10 protein-coding genes and 4 pseudogenes are annotated in these 18617 nt (G+C 53.7%); 10 read left to right on the plus strand and 4 right to left on the minus strand.

All coding sequences use genetic code 11. From position 1 onward, the window contains the following. From dnaA to gyrB, 4 genes are all read left to right on the plus strand, one after another. Complete coding sequence (dnaA, locus tag ACQ29O_RS00005; RefSeq protein ID WP_000059095.1) at positions 1–1401, plus strand: chromosomal replication initiator protein DnaA; 1401 nt, start codon at positions 1–3, stop codon at positions 1399–1401. Between the two features lie 4 nt (positions 1402–1405). Beyond that, entirely contained in the window at positions 1406–2506 is a 1101-nt protein-coding gene (gene dnaN / locus ACQ29O_RS00010; protein ID WP_000673474.1) for a DNA polymerase III subunit beta, read from the plus strand. Positions 2507–2653: 147 nt separating this feature from the next. Further along, the gene (gene recF, locus ACQ29O_RS00015; protein WP_000060081.1) at positions 2654–3727 is read left to right on the plus strand and encodes a DNA replication/repair protein RecF; all 1074 of its coding nucleotides are present in this window, start codon (positions 2654–2656) and stop codon (positions 3725–3727) included. 28 nt (positions 3728–3755) lie between these two features. After that, positions 3756–6170, plus strand: coding sequence for a DNA topoisomerase (ATP-hydrolyzing) subunit B (gene gyrB, locus ACQ29O_RS00020; protein ID WP_000072047.1), 2415 nt, complete (start codon positions 3756–3758; stop codon positions 6168–6170). Between the two features lie 18 nt (positions 6171–6188). Here the strand turns inward: gyrB and ACQ29O_RS00025 are convergent, their stop codons facing one another. The 3 genes and pseudogenes from ACQ29O_RS00025 to ACQ29O_RS00035 all read right to left on the minus strand — a co-directional run bounded on the left by ACQ29O_RS00025 (position 6189) and on the right by ACQ29O_RS00035 (position 9666). Then, a complete protein-coding gene (locus ACQ29O_RS00025; protein WP_001746645.1) occupies positions 6189–7085 on the minus strand; it encodes a LysR family transcriptional regulator in 897 nt (298 codons plus the stop codon). A 114-nt stretch (positions 7086–7199) separates the two neighbouring features. After that, a pseudogene (locus ACQ29O_RS00030) lies at positions 7200–8389 on the minus strand (mandelate racemase/muconate lactonizing enzyme family protein). Positions 8390–8402: 13 nt separating this feature from the next. Beyond that, positions 8403–9666: pseudogene (locus ACQ29O_RS00035) on the minus strand (MFS transporter). Positions 9667–9970: 304 nt separating this feature from the next. On the opposite strand from ACQ29O_RS00035, the gene yidA reads away from it, so the two are divergent. The 6 genes and pseudogenes from yidA to ACQ29O_RS00065 all read left to right on the plus strand — a co-directional run bounded on the left by yidA (position 9971) and on the right by ACQ29O_RS00065 (position 15809). Beyond that, positions 9971–10816, plus strand: a complete 846-nt coding sequence (gene yidA / locus ACQ29O_RS00040; RefSeq protein ID WP_000985537.1) for a sugar-phosphatase — start codon at positions 9971–9973, stop codon at positions 10814–10816. A 260-nt stretch (positions 10817–11076) separates the two neighbouring features. Then, complete coding sequence (gene dgoR / locus ACQ29O_RS00045; protein ID WP_000174317.1) at positions 11077–11766, plus strand: D-galactonate utilization transcriptional regulator DgoR; 690 nt, start codon at positions 11077–11079, stop codon at positions 11764–11766. After that, complete coding sequence (locus tag ACQ29O_RS00050) at positions 11763–12641, plus strand: 2-dehydro-3-deoxygalactonokinase (protein WP_000127124.1); 879 nt, start codon at positions 11763–11765, stop codon at positions 12639–12641. The genes dgoR and ACQ29O_RS00050 overlap by 4 nt, the downstream gene beginning before the upstream one ends. Continuing rightward, positions 12625–13242 carry a 2-dehydro-3-deoxy-6-phosphogalactonate aldolase gene (locus tag ACQ29O_RS00055; RefSeq protein ID WP_001198739.1) on the plus strand — a complete coding sequence of 206 codons (618 nt, stop codon included), beginning with the start codon at positions 12625–12627 and terminating at the stop codon, positions 13240–13242. Before ACQ29O_RS00050 ends, ACQ29O_RS00055 begins: the two co-directional genes overlap by 17 nt. Next, the gene (gene dgoD / locus ACQ29O_RS00060; RefSeq protein WP_000704735.1) at positions 13239–14387 is read left to right on the plus strand and encodes a galactonate dehydratase; all 1149 of its coding nucleotides are present in this window, start codon (positions 13239–13241) and stop codon (positions 14385–14387) included. The genes ACQ29O_RS00055 and dgoD overlap by 4 nt, the downstream gene beginning before the upstream one ends. Positions 14388–14471: 84 nt before the next feature. Further along, positions 14472–15809: pseudogene (locus tag ACQ29O_RS00065) on the plus strand (MFS transporter). A 25-nt stretch (positions 15810–15834) separates the two neighbouring features. Here the strand turns inward: ACQ29O_RS00065 and torS are convergent. Then, a pseudogene (torS, locus tag ACQ29O_RS00070) lies at positions 15835–18569 on the minus strand (TMAO reductase system sensor histidine kinase/response regulator TorS). Positions 18570–18617 lie beyond the last annotated feature (48 nt).

An 18617-nucleotide genomic window follows, 5' to 3' on the forward strand; every position in this document is an offset into this window, starting at 1 on the left:
GTGTCACTTTCGCTTTGGCAGCAGTGTCTTGCCCGATTGCAGGATGAGTTACCAGCCACAGAATTCAGTATGTGGATACGCCCGTTGCAGGCAGAACTGAGCGATAACACGCTGGCTTTGTATGCGCCAAACCGTTTTGTGCTCGATTGGGTAAGAGATAAGTACCTCAACAATATCAATGGATTACTCAACACATTCTGCGGCGCGGATGCCCCACAACTGCGTTTTGAAGTGGGAACAAAGCCCGTTACGCAAACGCTAAAAACGCCTGTGCATAACGTTGTCGCGCCTACGCAGACAACGACGGCGCAGCCGCAGCGCGTAGCGCCTGCGGCCCGTTCGGGCTGGGATAACGTACCAGCGCCGGCGGAGCCGACCTACCGCTCCAACGTCAATGTTAAACATACATTTGATAACTTCGTCGAAGGTAAATCCAACCAACTGGCGCGCGCGGCGGCACGTCAGGTGGCGGATAATCCTGGCGGCGCTTATAACCCGTTATTCCTCTATGGCGGCACCGGTCTGGGTAAAACTCACCTGCTGCACGCGGTGGGTAACGGCATTATGGCGCGCAAACCCAACGCGAAAGTCGTGTATATGCACTCCGAGCGCTTTGTGCAGGACATGGTAAAAGCCCTGCAAAATAACGCCATCGAAGAGTTTAAACGCTACTACCGCTCCGTTGACGCATTGCTGATCGACGATATTCAATTCTTCGCCAATAAAGAACGATCCCAGGAAGAGTTTTTCCATACCTTTAACGCTCTGCTGGAAGGCAATCAGCAGATCATTTTGACGTCGGATCGCTATCCGAAAGAGATCAACGGCGTTGAGGATCGTCTCAAGTCCCGCTTTGGTTGGGGGCTGACAGTGGCGATCGAACCACCAGAGCTGGAAACCCGCGTGGCGATCCTGATGAAAAAAGCGGACGAAAATGATATTCGTCTGCCAGGCGAAGTAGCGTTCTTTATCGCCAAGCGTCTACGCTCTAACGTACGTGAACTGGAAGGCGCGCTGAACCGGGTGATCGCCAATGCCAACTTTACCGGCCGGGCGATTACTATCGACTTTGTGCGCGAAGCGCTGCGCGATTTACTGGCGTTGCAGGAAAAACTGGTCACCATCGACAATATTCAGAAGACGGTGGCCGAGTATTACAAAATCAAAATTGCGGATCTGCTTTCTAAGCGTCGATCTCGCTCGGTAGCACGTCCGCGCCAGATGGCTATGGCGCTGGCAAAAGAACTCACCAACCACAGTCTGCCGGAAATCGGCGATGCGTTTGGCGGGCGCGACCACACTACCGTACTTCATGCCTGTCGTAAAATTGAGCAACTGCGTGAAGAAAGCCACGATATCAAAGAAGATTTTTCGAATTTAATCAGAACATTGTCGTCGTGATCCTATGAAATTTACCGTTGAACGTGAACATTTATTAAAACCGCTTCAGCAGGTCAGCGGCCCGTTGGGCGGTCGTCCTACGCTGCCGATTCTCGGTAACCTGCTCCTCCAGGTAGCGGACGGTACGCTTTCTCTGACCGGCACCGATCTTGAAATGGAGATGGTCGCGCGCGTTACGCTTTCTCAGCCGCATGAGCCGGGCGCCACTACCGTGCCGGCGCGGAAATTCTTTGATATCTGCCGCGGCCTGCCGGAGGGCGCGGAGATTGCCGTTCAGTTGGAAGGCGATCGGATGCTGGTGCGTTCTGGCCGTAGCCGCTTCTCGCTGTCTACGCTGCCTGCCGCCGATTTCCCGAATCTTGACGACTGGCAAAGCGAAGTTGAATTTACGCTGCCGCAGGCCACGATGAAGCGCCTGATTGAAGCGACCCAGTTTTCGATGGCTCATCAGGATGTGCGCTACTACTTAAACGGTATGCTGTTTGAAACGGAAGGTAGCGAACTGCGCACTGTCGCGACCGACGGCCACCGCCTGGCGGTGTGCTCAATGCCGCTGGAAGCGTCTTTACCCAGCCACTCGGTGATTGTGCCGCGTAAAGGCGTGATTGAACTGATGCGTATGCTCGACGGCGGTGAAAACCCGCTGCGCGTGCAGATCGGCAGTAATAATATCCGCGCGCACGTTGGCGACTTTATCTTCACCTCGAAGCTGGTGGATGGTCGCTTCCCGGATTACCGTCGCGTTCTGCCGAAGAATCCGGATAAACATCTGGAAGCGGGCTGCGATATCCTCAAGCAGGCGTTTGCCCGCGCAGCAATCCTCTCGAATGAGAAATTCCGCGGCGTGCGTCTGTACGTCAGTGAGAATCAGCTCAAAATCACCGCCAATAACCCGGAGCAGGAAGAAGCGGAAGAGATTCTGGACGTGAGCTACGGCGGGACGGAGATGGAAATCGGCTTTAACGTCAGTTACGTGCTGGACGTGCTCAATGCGCTGAAGTGCGAAACCGTGCGCATTATGCTGACGGATTCCGTATCCAGCGTACAGATTGAGGATGCGGCGTCACAGAGTGCTGCCTACGTTGTTATGCCAATGAGGCTGTAGAATCTGAAAAGGGGCTGGTTTACTTGCCATTTCGCCTCCCGGCAGTGCTCGAAATGCTCACGTACTTCGTGTACGCTCCGCTTTCTGCGCGCTGGCGGTAGACGAACTGGCTGCGACACACACGCCCCTGGACGAATGTACTAATATATGTCACTGACGCGCCTTTTAATCAAAGACTTCCGCAACATAGAAAATGCGGATCTCGCTTTATCCCCCGGCTTTAACTTCCTGGTTGGCGCCAACGGCAGCGGCAAAACCAGCGTGCTGGAAGCTATCTATACGCTTGGCCACGGTCGGGCGTTTCGCAGTTTGCAGCCTGGCCGCGTGATTCGTCATGAGCAGGAAGCGTTTGTTCTCCACGGGCGCCTGCAGGGCGAAGAGCGTGAGACGTCGATTGGCTTAACCAAAGATAAGCAGGGCGACAGCAAAGTCCGTATCGACGGTACCGACGGTCACAAGATCGCGGAGCTGGCGCATTTAATGCCGATGCAGTTGATTACGCCGGAGGGGTTTACTTTACTCAACGGCGGCCCCAAATACAGAAGAGCGTTCCTTGACTGGGGATGCTTTCACAACGAAGCCGGATTCTTCACCGCCTGGAGCAACCTGAAACGATTACTGAAACAGCGTAATGCTGCGCTGCGCCAGGTGAGTCGTTATGAGCAATTGCGCCCGTGGGATAAAGAGCTGATTCCGCTGGCGGAACAAATTAGTACCTGGCGGGCGGAGTACAGTAGCGCTATCGCACAGGACATGGCGGATACCTGTCAGCAGTTTTTACCTGAATTTTCCCTGACGTTCTCTTTCCAGCGCGGCTGGGAGAAAGAGACAGACTATGCGGACGTGCTGGAGCGAAGCTTTGAGCGTGACCGTATGTTGACCTACACCGCGCACGGGCCGCATAAAGCGGACTTTCGCATTCGCGCCGACGGCGCGCCGGTGGAAGATACCCTGTCGCGCGGGCAGCTAAAGTTATTGATGTGCGCCTTACGTCTGGCGCAGGGCGAGTTCCTCACCCGCGAAAGCGGGCGGCGCTGCCTGTACCTGATAGATGATTTTGCCTCTGAACTTGACGATGCGCGTCGCGGACTGCTGGCCAGCCGCTTAAAAGCCACGCAATCGCAGGTCTTTGTCAGCGCAATTAGCGCTGAACACGTTATAGACATGTCGGATGAAAATTCGAAGATGTTTACCGTGGAAAAGGGTAAAATAACGGATTAACCCAAGATTAAATGAGCGAGAAACGTTGATGTCGAATTCTTATGACTCCTCCAGTATCAAAGTCCTGAAAGGGCTGGATGCGGTGCGTAAGCGCCCGGGTATGTATATCGGCGACACGGATGACGGCACCGGTCTGCACCACATGGTATTCGAGGTGGTAGATAACGCTATCGACGAAGCGCTCGCGGGACACTGTAAAGATATCGTCGTGACTATTCACGCCGATAATTCCGTGTCCGTAACGGATGATGGCCGTGGCATTCCGACCGGTATTCACCCGGAAGAAGGCGTCTCGGCGGCGGAAGTGATCATGACCGTTCTGCACGCGGGCGGTAAATTTGACGATAACTCCTATAAAGTCTCTGGTGGTCTGCACGGCGTGGGCGTCTCGGTAGTCAACGCTCTGTCGCAAAAACTGGAACTGGTTATCCAGCGAGATGGCAAAATTCACCGTCAGATCTACGAGCACGGCGTGCCGCAGGCACCCCTGGCCGTCACTGGCGATACCGATAAAACCGGCACGATGGTACGTTTCTGGCCGAGCCACGAAACCTTCACTAACGTCACTGAATTTGAATATGAGATCCTGGCGAAACGCCTGCGTGAACTGTCATTCCTGAACTCTGGCGTTTCCATCCGCCTGCGCGACAAGCGCGATGGCAAAGAAGATCATTTCCACTACGAAGGCGGCATCAAGGCGTTTGTTGAATATCTGAACAAGAATAAAACGCCGATCCACCCGAATATCTTCTACTTCTCCACCGAAAAAGACGGTATCGGCGTCGAAGTAGCGCTGCAGTGGAACGATGGTTTCCAGGAAAATATCTACTGCTTTACCAACAACATTCCGCAGCGTGACGGCGGTACTCACCTTGCAGGCTTCCGTGCGGCGATGACCCGTACGCTGAACGCCTACATGGACAAAGAAGGCTACAGCAAAAAAGCCAAAGTCAGCGCCACTGGCGACGATGCCCGTGAAGGTCTGATTGCGGTGGTTTCCGTAAAAGTACCGGACCCGAAATTCTCCTCGCAGACCAAAGACAAGCTGGTCTCTTCCGAGGTGAAATCGGCGGTGGAACAGCAGATGAACGAACTGCTGAGCGAATACTTGCTGGAAAACCCATCTGACGCGAAAATTGTCGTCGGCAAAATTATCGACGCCGCGCGTGCGCGTGAAGCGGCGCGTCGCGCCCGTGAAATGACCCGTCGTAAAGGCGCGCTGGATTTAGCGGGCCTGCCGGGCAAACTGGCGGACTGCCAGGAACGCGACCCGGCGCTGTCCGAACTGTACCTGGTGGAAGGGGACTCCGCGGGCGGCTCTGCGAAGCAGGGGCGTAACCGCAAGAACCAGGCGATTCTGCCGCTGAAAGGTAAAATCCTCAACGTCGAGAAAGCGCGCTTCGACAAGATGCTCTCCTCTCAGGAAGTGGCGACGCTGATCACCGCGCTGGGCTGCGGTATCGGTCGCGACGAGTACAACCCGGACAAGCTGCGCTATCACAGCATCATCATCATGACCGATGCGGACGTCGACGGCTCGCACATCCGTACGCTGCTGTTGACCTTCTTCTATCGTCAGATGCCGGAAATCGTCGAGCGCGGCCACGTCTACATTGCGCAGCCGCCGCTGTACAAAGTCAAGAAAGGCAAGCAGGAACAGTACATTAAAGACGACGAAGCGATGGATCAGTACCAGATTTCCATCGCGCTTGACGGTGCGACTCTGCACGCGAACGCTCATGCGCCAGCGCTATCCGGCGAAGCGTTAGAAAAACTGGTCTCTGAATATAACGCCACGCAGAAAATGATTGGTCGTATGGAGCGTCGCTTCCCGAAAGCGCTGCTCAAAGAGCTGGTGTATCAGCCAACTCTGACCGAAGCCGATCTTTCTGATGAGCAGACTGTAACGCGCTGGGTGAATGCGCTGATTACCGAGCTGAACGAGAAAGAGCAGCACGGCAGTCAGTGGAAGTTCGATGTTCATACTAATACGGAACAGAATCTGTTCGAGCCGATCGTTCGCGTGCGTACGCATGGCGTGGATACCGATTATCCGTTGGATCACGAGTTTGTGACCGGCGCGGAATATCGTCGTATCTGCACGCTGGGCGAGAAGCTGCGCGGTCTGATTGAAGAGGATGCGTTTATCGAACGCGGCGAGCGTCGCCAGCCGGTAACCAGCTTCGAGCAGGCGCTGGAGTGGCTGGTGAAAGAATCACGTCGCGGTCTGGCTATCCAGCGTTATAAAGGTCTGGGTGAAATGAACCCGGATCAGCTGTGGGAAACCACCATGGACCCGGAAAGCCGCCGTATGCTGCGTGTGACCGTCAAAGATGCGATTGCTGCCGACCAGCTGTTCACCACGCTGATGGGTGATGCCGTTGAGCCGCGTCGTGCCTTTATCGAAGAGAACGCCCTGAAAGCAGCGAATATCGATATTTAACCTGCCTTAATCCCCGGCCTACCGCTGGTTGGCCGGGGCATCATGATGTTCATCGACATAGCTGAATAAAAAATCTCTAAAGCGCTGAGTGGCGGGCGTTTGTGCGCGCCACGCATGGAAATAAAGGTTCATATTGCGCCGCAGCGGAGGCGTGAGCGAACAGGTCGCTAATTGGTAGCTTTTGGCGTAATGGCGGGAAAAGGTTCCGGCGATCACCACGCCTTCACACTGCGCCGCCAGCGACATGGCGGTCGCCATATGTTCCACCGTCATTTTGGGCTTAATGCGCACGCCAGCGGTTGCGGAGATCATCGGAATGGATTCGTTGCCAACGGCGATCAGCTCTTCGCTTTGAATCTCTTCCCAGCGAACCGTTTTTTTATGCAGCCGATAGTCCGGATGGCAGTACAGGGCGATTTCCGTTGTGAACAGCGTTTGTTTGTCGATTTCCGGTTCCAGCGGCCGCTCCGGGCCGATACCAAAATCGGCTTCTCCCAACATAATGCTTTTTTGTAATTGCGACATGGGCTTATCAATAAGCTGTACGTGGGTATGCGGATGCTGCCGCTTAAAGGCATGGATGATTTGCGGCAGAAAAGCACAGGCGATCAGCGGCGCGCCAACAACCCGCACCAGGGATTTTTTGATCTCTTTCAGGCCGCGGGCATAATTTTCGGCCCGTTGAAACTCTTCAACAACCCGCATGGCGGCGGGTAAAAACTTTTCGCCGTCGGGCGATAGCTTCACCACGCGCGAAGTGCGGTCGAAAAGGGAAACCTCCATCTGGCTTTCCATTTCGTTGATTAAACCGCTAACAGCTCCCTGCGTGATGCACAGATATTTGCTGGCGGCGGTAAAACTACGCAAATCCGCGACGGCCAGAAACGCGCGAAATTGCCGGATAGTTAAATTCATTTGCCACCTGTGTTACCCCTTTACTGAGAGGATTTTATCTCAGGCTGGATAAGGTCGCGTTGATACGACTCGCAAATACAGGGTGTCTGCCTGCGGCGCAGGCAGACAGTTGGCTTATTTTACGGTGATGGTTGGTGATTTTTTCATGGTTTCTTCGGTCAGTTCCTGGCCGAGGGAAGCTCCGGGACTTCGTACATGCCGTTCTTCGGCAGGTAGTTGTATTTACAGGTCTGTGTATTCGGCTCCAGCAGCGCATACCGGTGCAGTTCGTGGATGACGAAGTTCGGGATCACGGTTTCCATATGCAGCGCCACTGCTGTGGAAATTGGCCCGCCGCAAACGTGGATTTGCACCGTTTTGTCGTAAACATGCGCCATATCGCAGATTTTCTTCACTTCGGTGATGCCGCCGCAGGTGCAGATATCGGGCTGAATAACGCTCAGGCTGCCGTTTTCCAGGAAAGGACGGTATCCCCAGCGCCAGTAAATACGTTCGCCAGCCGCCAGTGGAATATTGACCTTATCGGCAACCTGCTTCATCTGCGCGGGGTTCAACGGCATGACCGGCTCTTCGTAGTAGAAGACGCCCAGTTCTTCGATCATGCGGCCAAACTGAATCGCCGAGGTGGTATCCGTAAAGGCATGCATTTCGGCGATGATATCCACATCCGGGCCGACTGCATCGCGAATGGCGGCCATACGGTCGTAGCCCAGACGCAGGATTTTATCGGTGAGAGGCCCGTTGAGGTTTTGCTGGTTCCAGTTGCCGTGGCGATCCATTGCGACGGTATCCACTTTTATTGCGTCATAGCCTTCGCTGACGGCGGTCAGTGCCGCCTGTGCATACTGCTCCGGCTCGGTCAGCATATCTTTATCGCTGCCGTCCCCCCAACCAAACTGTAGCTGACTGGCGTAGGTTCTTATTTTCTCGCGGCTTTTGCCGCCAAGCATTTTATACAGCGGCACGCCCCACGCTTTGCCTTTGATATCCCACAGCGCGATATCGATGCCGCTCATCGCAGCGGAAAAGATGCCGCCGCCGCCCTGCCCCCAGAAGGTTTTTTTGAGCATCTTTTCCCAGATAGCTTCGTTATTCATCGGGTCCATGCCGATGATAATGGCGGCTAAATCTTTTGCCATGCCGATGCCTGCGGAGGCACCGACGCCGTAGGCCAACCCGACTTCGCCAAAACCGGAAATGCCCTCATCGGTATTAATTTTTACCACCACCGGACGCCATTTGCTGGTGGCGGACGCAAAATCGTTCGCCACATCAATAATATCAACGCTGGTAATTTTCATCATTTACTCCTCGTAATTAATATTTTTTAATCGTTAAGATTAATGCCGATACCACGGCGATAGCGCTGATAAAAACCAGGCATAGTAAGCCGCCGGTATAAGTTCCAGTGATAGAAATAAATAAGCCGATAAATACGGGGGATAATGAAGAGAGTCCATTGGCGACGCCGTTCATTACGCCGCTGGCGGCGGAAATAGATTTTCCGGGTATCATTCCCTGTAATAACGTCCAGGCAACGGGTGTACCCATCGTACAGAAAGCAACAGCAAAGGAGAGGAGTACCGCTGACATATATTTATGTTCGGTTATGGTGCCGAAATAGATACTGACGCCAGCGAAAAACATTAATACCATTAATATGGGGGCGCTGCGTCCTATTTTATCGACGAAGACGCCTGCGGCCGCTTTGGCAAATATCGACAGGACAAAGGGAAGCGACGCCAGCCAGCCCATTTCCGCCCAACTGAACCCTCTGGCTGATTTTAGATAGGTCGGCAGCCAGGTAATCATCCCCCCAGTACAGGCATTGCAGACACAGATACCACAGCACCAGCAACCAATAGCTGTAGTTGGTAATCACCGGTTTTACCCGCAACATAAAACTTTCGCTGCTGCCTGCGCTTTCCGTTTCCTGCCCGGCTTTGATATAAGCCAGTTCCTGCTCGCTGATACTTTTATGTTGTTCTGGTTTATCAGCAACATATCGCCAAAGTAGCCAGAGTGGGATTAACCCAAGAGCGGCGCATAAAAAGAAGTTGGAGCGCCAGCCGTGGGTGCCTATCCACCAGGTGAAAAAAGGCATCGCAATGGCGGGAGCGACTGACTGGCCGACGATCCACGCCGCGTTTGCTCTGCCGCGTTCCTGCTTCGGGAACCAGTTTTTAATAAATACGCTTTGCAGTGGATAATAAAATCCCTCTCCGATGCCCAGTAATATACGGCAAATAATAATTAGAGCGAATGATGTAGCGACTCCGCCAATCATTAAAGCGATAGTCCAGATCAGAATACAAAGCATCATTGCTTTTCTGGGGCCGAGATAATCACCAAGCGGTGATAATACAACGTTAGCGATACCATAAGCGGCCAGAAAGACGGTCATCATCATGCCGATTTGCAATGGCATACCTTCAATACCCATATAGGCTAAGAAGGGTTCATTCGCGGCTAATACCGAAACATTAACGCGATCGAGATAAGCAATAAATATTCCAATAAACAGACAGGCAACGATTAAAAATCTTTTCCTGGTTGGGGGGGCGGTAAGGGCCATCGACATTAGCGATCTCCTTCTCATCGGATAAGGTTATTTTAAAATATAAGTTTTTGTTGATTTTTACTGATTAAGAACCAATCCCATTAGGCTCTAAGTGATGATGTCCAAAGTAGCAATACACATTCTTTTAGAAAAACGGTATTTTCTGTTTGATTAATGAGGTTATCTAATACATCAGGAGGGAGAATACGGCCTGAAAAGGGGAATCCCGTTTGTGAATCTTATCCCCCTTTCTCTCGGATTCTTTGCTGTTTTTTGAGCGGAATCGCGTTAGCATGAGTCAGGACTCATTTAATGCGGGGATTTCATGGCTATCAAACTTATTGCTATCGACATGGATGGCACCTTTCTGCTGCCCGATCACACCATTTCTCCGGCGGTTAAAAACGCGATTGCCGCTGCGCGTGAAAAAGGGGTAAATGTGGTGCTGACCACAGGCCGTCCGTATGCGGGTGTGCACAGTTACCTGAAAGAACTTCACATGGAACAGCCCGGCGATTATTGCATCACCTATAACGGGGCGCTGGTGCAGAAAGCAGGGGACGGCAGTACGGTTGCGCAAACGGCGCTCAGCTATGATGACTACCGTTACCTGGAAAAACTGTCCCGTGAGGTGGGTTCTCACTTCCACGCATTAGACCGAAATACGCTTTATACCGCTAACCGCGATATCAGCTACTACACGGTGCATGAGTCGTATGTGGCGACCATTCCGCTGGTATTTTGTGAAGCGGAGAAGATGGACCCGAACACCCAGTTCCTGAAAGTTATGATGATCGATGAGCCTGCCGTTCTCGACCGGGCGATTGCGCGTATACCGGCAGAGGTGAAGGAAAAGTACACCGTGCTGAAAAGCGCGCCGTACTTCCTTGAAATCCTCGATAAACGGGTTAATAAAGGCACCGGCGTAAAATCACTGGCCGAGGCGCTGGGTATTAAGCCAGAGGAGGTGATGGCGATTGGCGATCAGGAAAACGACATTGCGATGATCGAATACGCCGGTATGGGCGTGGCAATGGACAACGCCATTCCGTCGGTCAAAGAGGTGGCTAACTTTGTGACTAAATCGAACCTTGAAGATGGTGTTGCCTGGGCGATTGAAAAATTTGTGCTGAACCCCGATCACTCATCCGGCCATTTCCCCGCCCGATAAGGCATATCCGCCATCGGGCAAATACGCGCTTAACGACCCGTACTTGCTGCGGGTTTTTTTATGTCTTTCGTTTACGTCTTATAACGTTCCCATAACCAATTGTTGTTTTTGTGATCTAAATTGTAGTACAACATAATTATGTTGTACTACATTAATGGCATGATAACGACGGTTGATATCACGCTAGTACTACAAAATTGCGGCGTAATTCAGCTATCGCGGTAAAGTAAGAGAGTTCACATCGAGCACAAGGACTCTCTATGACTCTCAATAAAACCGATCGCATCGTTATCACGCTGGGCAAACAGATTGTCAGCGGTAAATACGTACCCGGTTCGGCGCTGCCAGCGGAAGCGGATCTGTGCGAGGAGTTTGAAACGTCGCGCAACATCATTCGCGAAGTGTTTCGTTCGCTTATGGCGAAGCGGCTAATTGAAATGAAGCGCTATCGCGGCGCGTTTATCGCACCGCGTAACCAGTGGAATTATCTCGATACCGACGTGCTGCAATGGGTGCTGGAAAATGACTACGACCCGAGGCTTATCAGCGCGATGAGCGAAATACGAAACCTGGTGGAGCCAGCAATAGCACGCTGGGCGGCGGAACGGGCAACATCAAGCGATCTGGCTGAAATTGAGTCGGCGCTAAACGACATGATTGCCAACAACCAGGACCGGGAAGCGTTTAACGAGGCGGATATTCGCTATCACGAAGCAGTGTTGCAGTCGGTGCATAACCCGGTACTGCAACAGTTAAATGTAGCGATCAGCTCGCTACAGCGAGCGGTATTTGAACGGACCTGGATGGGCGATGCGGCCAATATGCCGAAAACGCTCCAGGAACATAAGGCGCTATTCGATGCGATACGGCATCAGGATGGCGATGCGGCAGAGCAGGCGGCATTAACCATGATCGCCAGCTCGACACGAAGGTTAAAGGAAATCACATGACAGCTCGCTACATCGCAATTGACTGGGGATCGACCAATCTGCGCGCCTGGCTTTACCAGGGCGACAAATGCCTGGAGAGCAGGCAATCAGAAGCAGGCGTTACACGCCTGAACGGTAAATCTCCTGACGCGGTGTTAGCAGAAGTCACAACACACTGGCGCGACAGCGCCACCCCAGTGGTAATGGCGGGCATGATCGGCAGTAACGTAGGCTGGCAAAATGCGCCTTATCTGCCGGTTCCCGCCCTGTTCTCCGCTATTGGCGAACAGTTAACCGCCGTTGGCGACAACATCTGGATCATTCCCGGATTGTGTGTCTCATGCGAGGATAACCACAACGTGATGCGCGGTGAAGAGACGCAACTGCTTGGCGCCCGCGAACTTTCTCCTTCTTCTGTCTATGTCATGCCCGGCACGCATTGCAAATGGGTACAGACTGATACGCAACAAATTCATGATTTTCGTACTGTGATGACAGGCGAACTCCATCACTTGTTGCTGCGTCACTCGCTGGTCGGGGCTGGTTTGCCGGAACAGGAAGTTTCTGGCGACGCCTATGCCGCGGGGCTGGAGCGCGGTCTTAATTCTCCTGCCGTCCTGCCTTCTCTTTTTGAGGTTCGCGCCTCGCACGTGTTGGGACACCTTGCGCGTGAGCAGGTCAGCGACTTCCTCTCCGGCCTGTTGATTGGCGCGGAAGTCGCCAGCATGAGCGAATCCTTCGCGGCGCAACAGGCTATCACTCTCGTCGCTGGACCCGCGCTGATCTCACGTTACCAACAGGCGTTTAGTGCTATTGGGCGTGATGTTTCAACCGTGGATGGCGATATGGCATTTCAGGCTGGAATAAGGAGCATCGCTCATGCAGTGGCAAACTAATCTCCCTCTCATCGCTATCTTACGCGGTATTACGCCCGATGATGCCCTGGCGCACGTTGGCGCGGTGGTGGATGCGGGATTTGACGCTATAGAAATTCCGCTTAACTCCCCACAGTGGGAAAAAAGCATTTCTTTCGTGGTGAAGGCGTATGGCGGCAGGGCGCTTATTGGCGCTGGTACCGTACTGAAACCGGAACAGGTAGACCAGCTTGCCGGGATGGGCTGCAAGCTGATCGTCACGCCGAATATCCAACCGGAGGTGATCCGCCGGGCGGTGAGCTATGGCATGACCGTGTGTCCGGGCTGCGCCACGGCAACGGAAGCCTTTTCTGCGCTGGATGCAGGCGCACAGGCGTTAAAAATTTTCCCGTCGTCGGCGTTTGGTCCGGGCTACATCAGCGCGCTGAAAGCGGTACTTCCGCCGGATGTTCCGCTATTTGCCGTCGGCGGCGTGACGCCGGAAAACCTGGCGCAATGGATTAAAGCCGGCTGTGTGGGCGCGGGATTGGGTAGCGATCTCTATCGCGCCGGGCAATCCGTTGAACGCACCGCGCAGCAGGCTGCGGCATTTGTTAATGCGTATCGAGAGGCAGTGAAATGAAAATAACTCACATCACCACGTACCGTTTACCTCCACGTTGGATGTTCCTGAAAATCGAAACGGATGAAGGCGTGGTTGGCTGGGGAGAGCCGGTCATTGAAGGTCGGGCACGTACTGTAGAGGCGGCAGTACATGAGTTTGCCGACTACCTGATAGGGAAAGATCCGGCGCGTATCAACGACCTATGGCAGGTAATGTACCGGGCCGGTTTTTATCGCGGCGGCCCGATTATGATGAGCGCCATCGCCGGTATTGACCAGGCATTGTGGGATATCAAAGGCAAGGTGTTGAATGCGCCGGTCTGGCAGCTCATGGGCGGCCTGGTGCGCGACAAAATCAAGGCCTATAGCTGGGTGGGTGGCGATCGTCCGGCAGACGTCATTGACGGTATTGAAAAATTGCGCGGTATTGGTTTTGACACCTTCAAGCTGAACGGCTGTGAAGAGATGGGCGTGATTGATAACTCCCGTGCGGTGGATGCGGCGGTCAATACCGTGGCGCAAATCCGCGAAGCTTTCGGCAGTGAAATTGAGTTTGGGCTCGACTTCCACGGTCGCGTTAGCGCGCCGATGGCGAAGGTGCTGATTAAAGAACTGGAACCCTATCGCCCGCTGTTTATTGAAGAGCCGGTGCTGGCGGAACAGGCGGAATATTATCCGCGCCTGGCAGCGCAAACGCATATTCCGATTGCTGCAGGCGAACGTATGTTCTCGCGTTTTGAATTTAAACGCGTGCTGGACGCGGGCGGGTTGGCGATTCTACAGCCGGATTTATCCCACGCGGGCGGCATTACCGAATGCTATAAAATCGCCGGAATGGCGGAAGCATATGATGTGGCGCTGGCGCCGCATTGCCCGCTGGGTCCAATCGCCCTGGCTGCCTGCCTGCATATCGATTTTGTTTCGCGCAACGCGGTATTCCAGGAGCAGAGCATGGGCATTCACTATAACAAGGGCGCGGAGCTGCTCGACTTTGTGAAAAACAAAGAAGACTTCAGCATGGACGGCGGCTTCTTTAAACCCTTAACCAAACCGGGTCTTGGCGTAGACATTGACGAGGCCAGGGTGATTGAACTTAGCAAAAGCGCGCCGGACTGGCGTAATCCGTTGTGGCGGCACGCTGACGGATCGGTAGCCGAGTGGTGATCGCCACGCTGTAGGCTCAACAAACGTCGCCCTCCGGGCAACCCAATTTAAATATAAAAACACACCCTCTGTAATTTACAGGGCATGGTGAGCGGCCTCGCTATGCCCAGAATCTGGAGACAGATGACGATGGATATTTCAGTTACAGCAGCACAGCCGGGGCGTCGCCGCTATCTGACGCTGGTGATGATCTTTATTACCGTGGTGATTTGCTACGTCGATCGCGCCAACCTTGCCGTGGCTTCCATGCATATTCAAAAAGAATTCGGCATTACCAAAGCGGAAATGGGCTATGTCTTCTCCGCTTTTGCCTGGCTCTATACGTTATGCCAGATCCCTGGCGGCTGGTTTCTCGACCGTATTGGGTCCCGGCTGACCTATTTTATCGCTATCTTCGGCTGGTCAGTCGCGACGCTATTGCAGGGGTTTGCGACGGGACTATTGTCGCTTATCGGCCTGCGCGCTATTACCGGGATTTTCGAGGCACCAGCCTTTCCGGCAAATAACCGGATGGTCACTAGCTGGTTTCCGGAGCATGAGCGCGCATCCGCAGTCGGGTTCTACACCTCCGGACAGTTCGTCGGACTGGCATTCCTTACGCCGCTGCTGATCTGGATTCAGGAAATGCTGAGCTGGCACTGGGTCTTTATCGTCACCGGCGGTATCGGGATTATCTGGTCATTGGTCTGGTTTAAGGTTTATCAACCGCCGCGTTTGACGAAAAGCCTTAGCCAGGCGGAGCTGGAGTATATTCGCGATGGCGGCGGTCTGGTGGATGGCGATGCGCCAGCGAAAAAAGAGGCCCGCCCGCCGTTGACGAAAGCCGACTGGAAACTGGTGTTCCATCGTAAGCTGGTGGGCGTCTACCTCGGTTAGTTCGCCGTAAACTCTACGCTATGGTTCTTTCTGACCTGGTTCCCTAATTATCTGACCCAGGAAAAAGGCATTACCGCGCTAAAAGCGGGCTTTATGACGACCGTACCGTTCCTGGCTGCCTTTTTTGGCGTACTACTCTCCGGCTGGCTGGCGGATAAACTGGTGAAAAAAGGCTTCTCGCTGGGCGTGGCGCGCAAAACGCCGATTATTTGCGGTTTGCTCATCTCCACGTGCATTATGGGCGCTAACTACACTAACGATCCGTTGTGGATTATGGCGTTGATGGCGATAGCTTTCTTCGGCAACGGATTTGCGTCCATTACCTGGTCGTTAATCTCTTCGCTTGCGCCGATGCGGTTGATTGGCCTTACCGGCGGTATGTTTAACTTTATCGGCGGGTTGGGCGGGATTAGCGTACCGTTAGTGATTGGTTATCTGGCGCAAAGCTACGGTTTTGCTCCGGCGCTGGTCTATATCTCCGTTGTGGCCCTGCTGGGCGCGCTGTCTTACATCCTGTTAGTGGGCGATGTGAAACGCGTCGGATAAGTTGGCCGTGGCGAGCCGGAAGCTATTATGGCGAAGGATGATCGGCTATCCATGCGTCGAGCGCCGTCACTCCCTGCGTCACGATAGTTTTAATATCTATATCGCTTAGCGGTTGCAATTCCAGCTCCCGACAGGCTTCGGTTGCCTGCGTCATCCCCAGGCTGGCGCAGCCGCTTTTTAATTTATGCGCCAGCCGCTTAATGTTAACGTCGTCATTCATGGCGCGCGCCGCCTCGATCTCCTCGACTAAAGGCAGCGCGCTGTCTTTGAATAACGCGATCCATTGCCGGAGTTTTTCCGGGCCGACAGACGCCATATCGCCGGCAAGCTGATGTTCATTCAGCATCGCCCGCGCGTTGTGAGATTTGCCCTGTAAATAGTGCGCTATCATGCGGTAAAGCTCCTCGCGGGGAACGGGCTTTTGAATAATCCCGCAGAAAAGACCGGCGGTACGCTGACGAAGATTATCGTCTATCACATGCGCGCTAAAACCAATGCGTTTCATGGCGGGATACTGACTCATCAACTGCTGCGCCAGGGTTAAGCCGTCATAATCCGGTAAATCAAAATCCACCAGCGCCACATCAAAGGACTCGCCTTCGGCTAAACAGCGTAGCGCGTCATTCGCGCTTTCAGCTACTGAGACCTTCACCCCTTTACCCGTGAGCATTTCAGCGGTAATACGCTGCGTCAGCATATTATCTTCAATCAGCAACAGGCGTAATCCGTTAAGATTTATCGGTTTCCTGAACGCACTTTTGCTTGCGGGTTTGGGGTGGCGAACCGGCAGTTGTAAACGAAAACAACTGCCAACATGAAGCGTACTGGTGACGGTTAGCGTCCCGCCCATCGCCTCTGCCAGGCTGGCGCTGATAGCCAGCCCCAGGCCCGTCCCGCCCCGGCGTCCTGTCGCCTGCACAAACGGTTTGAAAATAGCCGTCAGCTTCGCTTCAGGGATACCGCATCCGGTATCTTCAACCTCAATAAACCAGCTCTGATCGTCGCAAAACGTGCGCAGCACTATGCTGCCGCGATCGGTAAATTTCGCCGCATTACTTAAAAGATTAATCACAATTTGACGTATCCGGCGCGGATCGCCTTGTAGCGTGGAGGGGAGTTGCTCGCTAAAGTCGGCGATGAGCGCCACCTGCACGCGGCTGTGCATTAAATGCAGCGCGCTATTCAACAATTGTCGCGGTTCAAACGGCTCCTCGCTAATAGAAACGTTGGTGCCGCCTACTTCAATCGCCGAGTAATCAAGAATATCGTTAAGAATCGCCAGTAGCGATTCGCCTGAATCATTAATGGCTGTAAGTCGTCGCGGTAGTTTGCCATGAGCGGTTTATCGGCCAGCAATTGTACCGTACCGAGAATGCCGTAAAGCGGCGTGCGAATTTCATGGCTCATGGCGGCAAGGAACGTCGATTTCGCCTCGTTGGCCTTTTCCGCTTCGGCGCGCGCCTGCCGGTGTTCCAGCACCAGCGCATGAAGCTCCGCCGTTTGCGAACGCACCTGTTCCGCAAAATCCTCACGATGGCGGTTCAATTTGCGCACGTTGGCGCGAAACGCTTCCATCAGACGGCTGATGGTATCCAGTTCGCTGACGCCAGCCGCCTCCGGAAACGGTGAGTCAATATCGCCCTCCAGTAGCCGCTGTAAGGCCTGCGTTTGTTGCGCCAGCGGGCGGGATACGGAACGGTAAACCACTCGCCAAAGAATAAAACTTAATGAGCACAGCGCCAGGATACCTAAGATCACTAACCCTATTTGCCCACGCTGACTGGCGTGTGTAAGACGCGCTAACCCAGCCTCGTTTCGTTTTTCGATGGCGTTCACCAACTGCGACACTTCCGTACTGAAGCGGGTAAACTGAAAGAGGTTATTGGCCATAAGCGTTTGAAGCTGGTCGCGGATAGCGTTTTCCTTACGAAACAGGGTAACCAGTGTGGTGTACTGATTTATTTTCTCCAGCGCGTCGGCGATTTGGGCGCGAACGGTAGGATCTTCTATACGCTGCTGGCGGCGGGATAAAATTTTAACCAACTGATTAAGTTTTTCATCGGTGTCCTCGGCATCGCTCAGCCCTTGCGCGTCTTTTAAGGTCACAATGAGCTGCTTAAACCGCAGGGCATTGACCCGCAACTCATTCATCTGATTCACATACTCAAGGTCGATATCAATCAATCGGTCAAGCGCGCGTTCAGCCTGGTCCCCTTTACCGCTTTCGATAAGATCGTAAATACCGGCTTGGGTGGCGCCCGCAGATGTCGCTGCATTATTGGCCTGACCGTGAGCCTGGGCGGCAATGCTTTCCGCCGCCTCCGCAATCTGGCGGCTTAACTGCTGTTGCTGTGCGCGCAGCGTGAGAATTTCACCGACCAGCATTCCCTGTTGCCCAAGCGTTTGCGCAATCTCTTTTTCTTGCCGGGCGATGGCCGAGGTATTAAACCCCTGCTCGCTTAATGCCTGCAAAAGATGGTTAATTTTAAGGCTTTGCGCTTTCAGCATCTTCCCCTGCGCCAGCCAAACGCCCTCACTGTCGGCATTGGTCAGATTTTGCGCGGAGAAGAGCTCGTAAGCGCTGGCTTCGCTTAATTGCCTGGCCATATTCATCGTGGGGAGCAGCGCTTGCGTATTGGTTTGCTCCACCTGACTAATGACGCGCAGGCTTATCCAGCCGATCACGGTGCTGAGCAGGGTGAGTGCCGCCATCAGGGCGAAGGCCAGCCATAATCTGCGGGTCAGTGAAGGCGTTGACATTTATGCGCTGCGGGTGAAATGGGTTGAGTTGCCGCCGGAAAAACCATT

Origin of the sequence: Salmonella sp. GDC200615, from assembly GCF_050574145.1 — a bacterium.
GTDB classification, from domain to species: domain Bacteria; phylum Pseudomonadota; class Gammaproteobacteria; order Enterobacterales; family Enterobacteriaceae; genus Salmonella; species Salmonella enterica.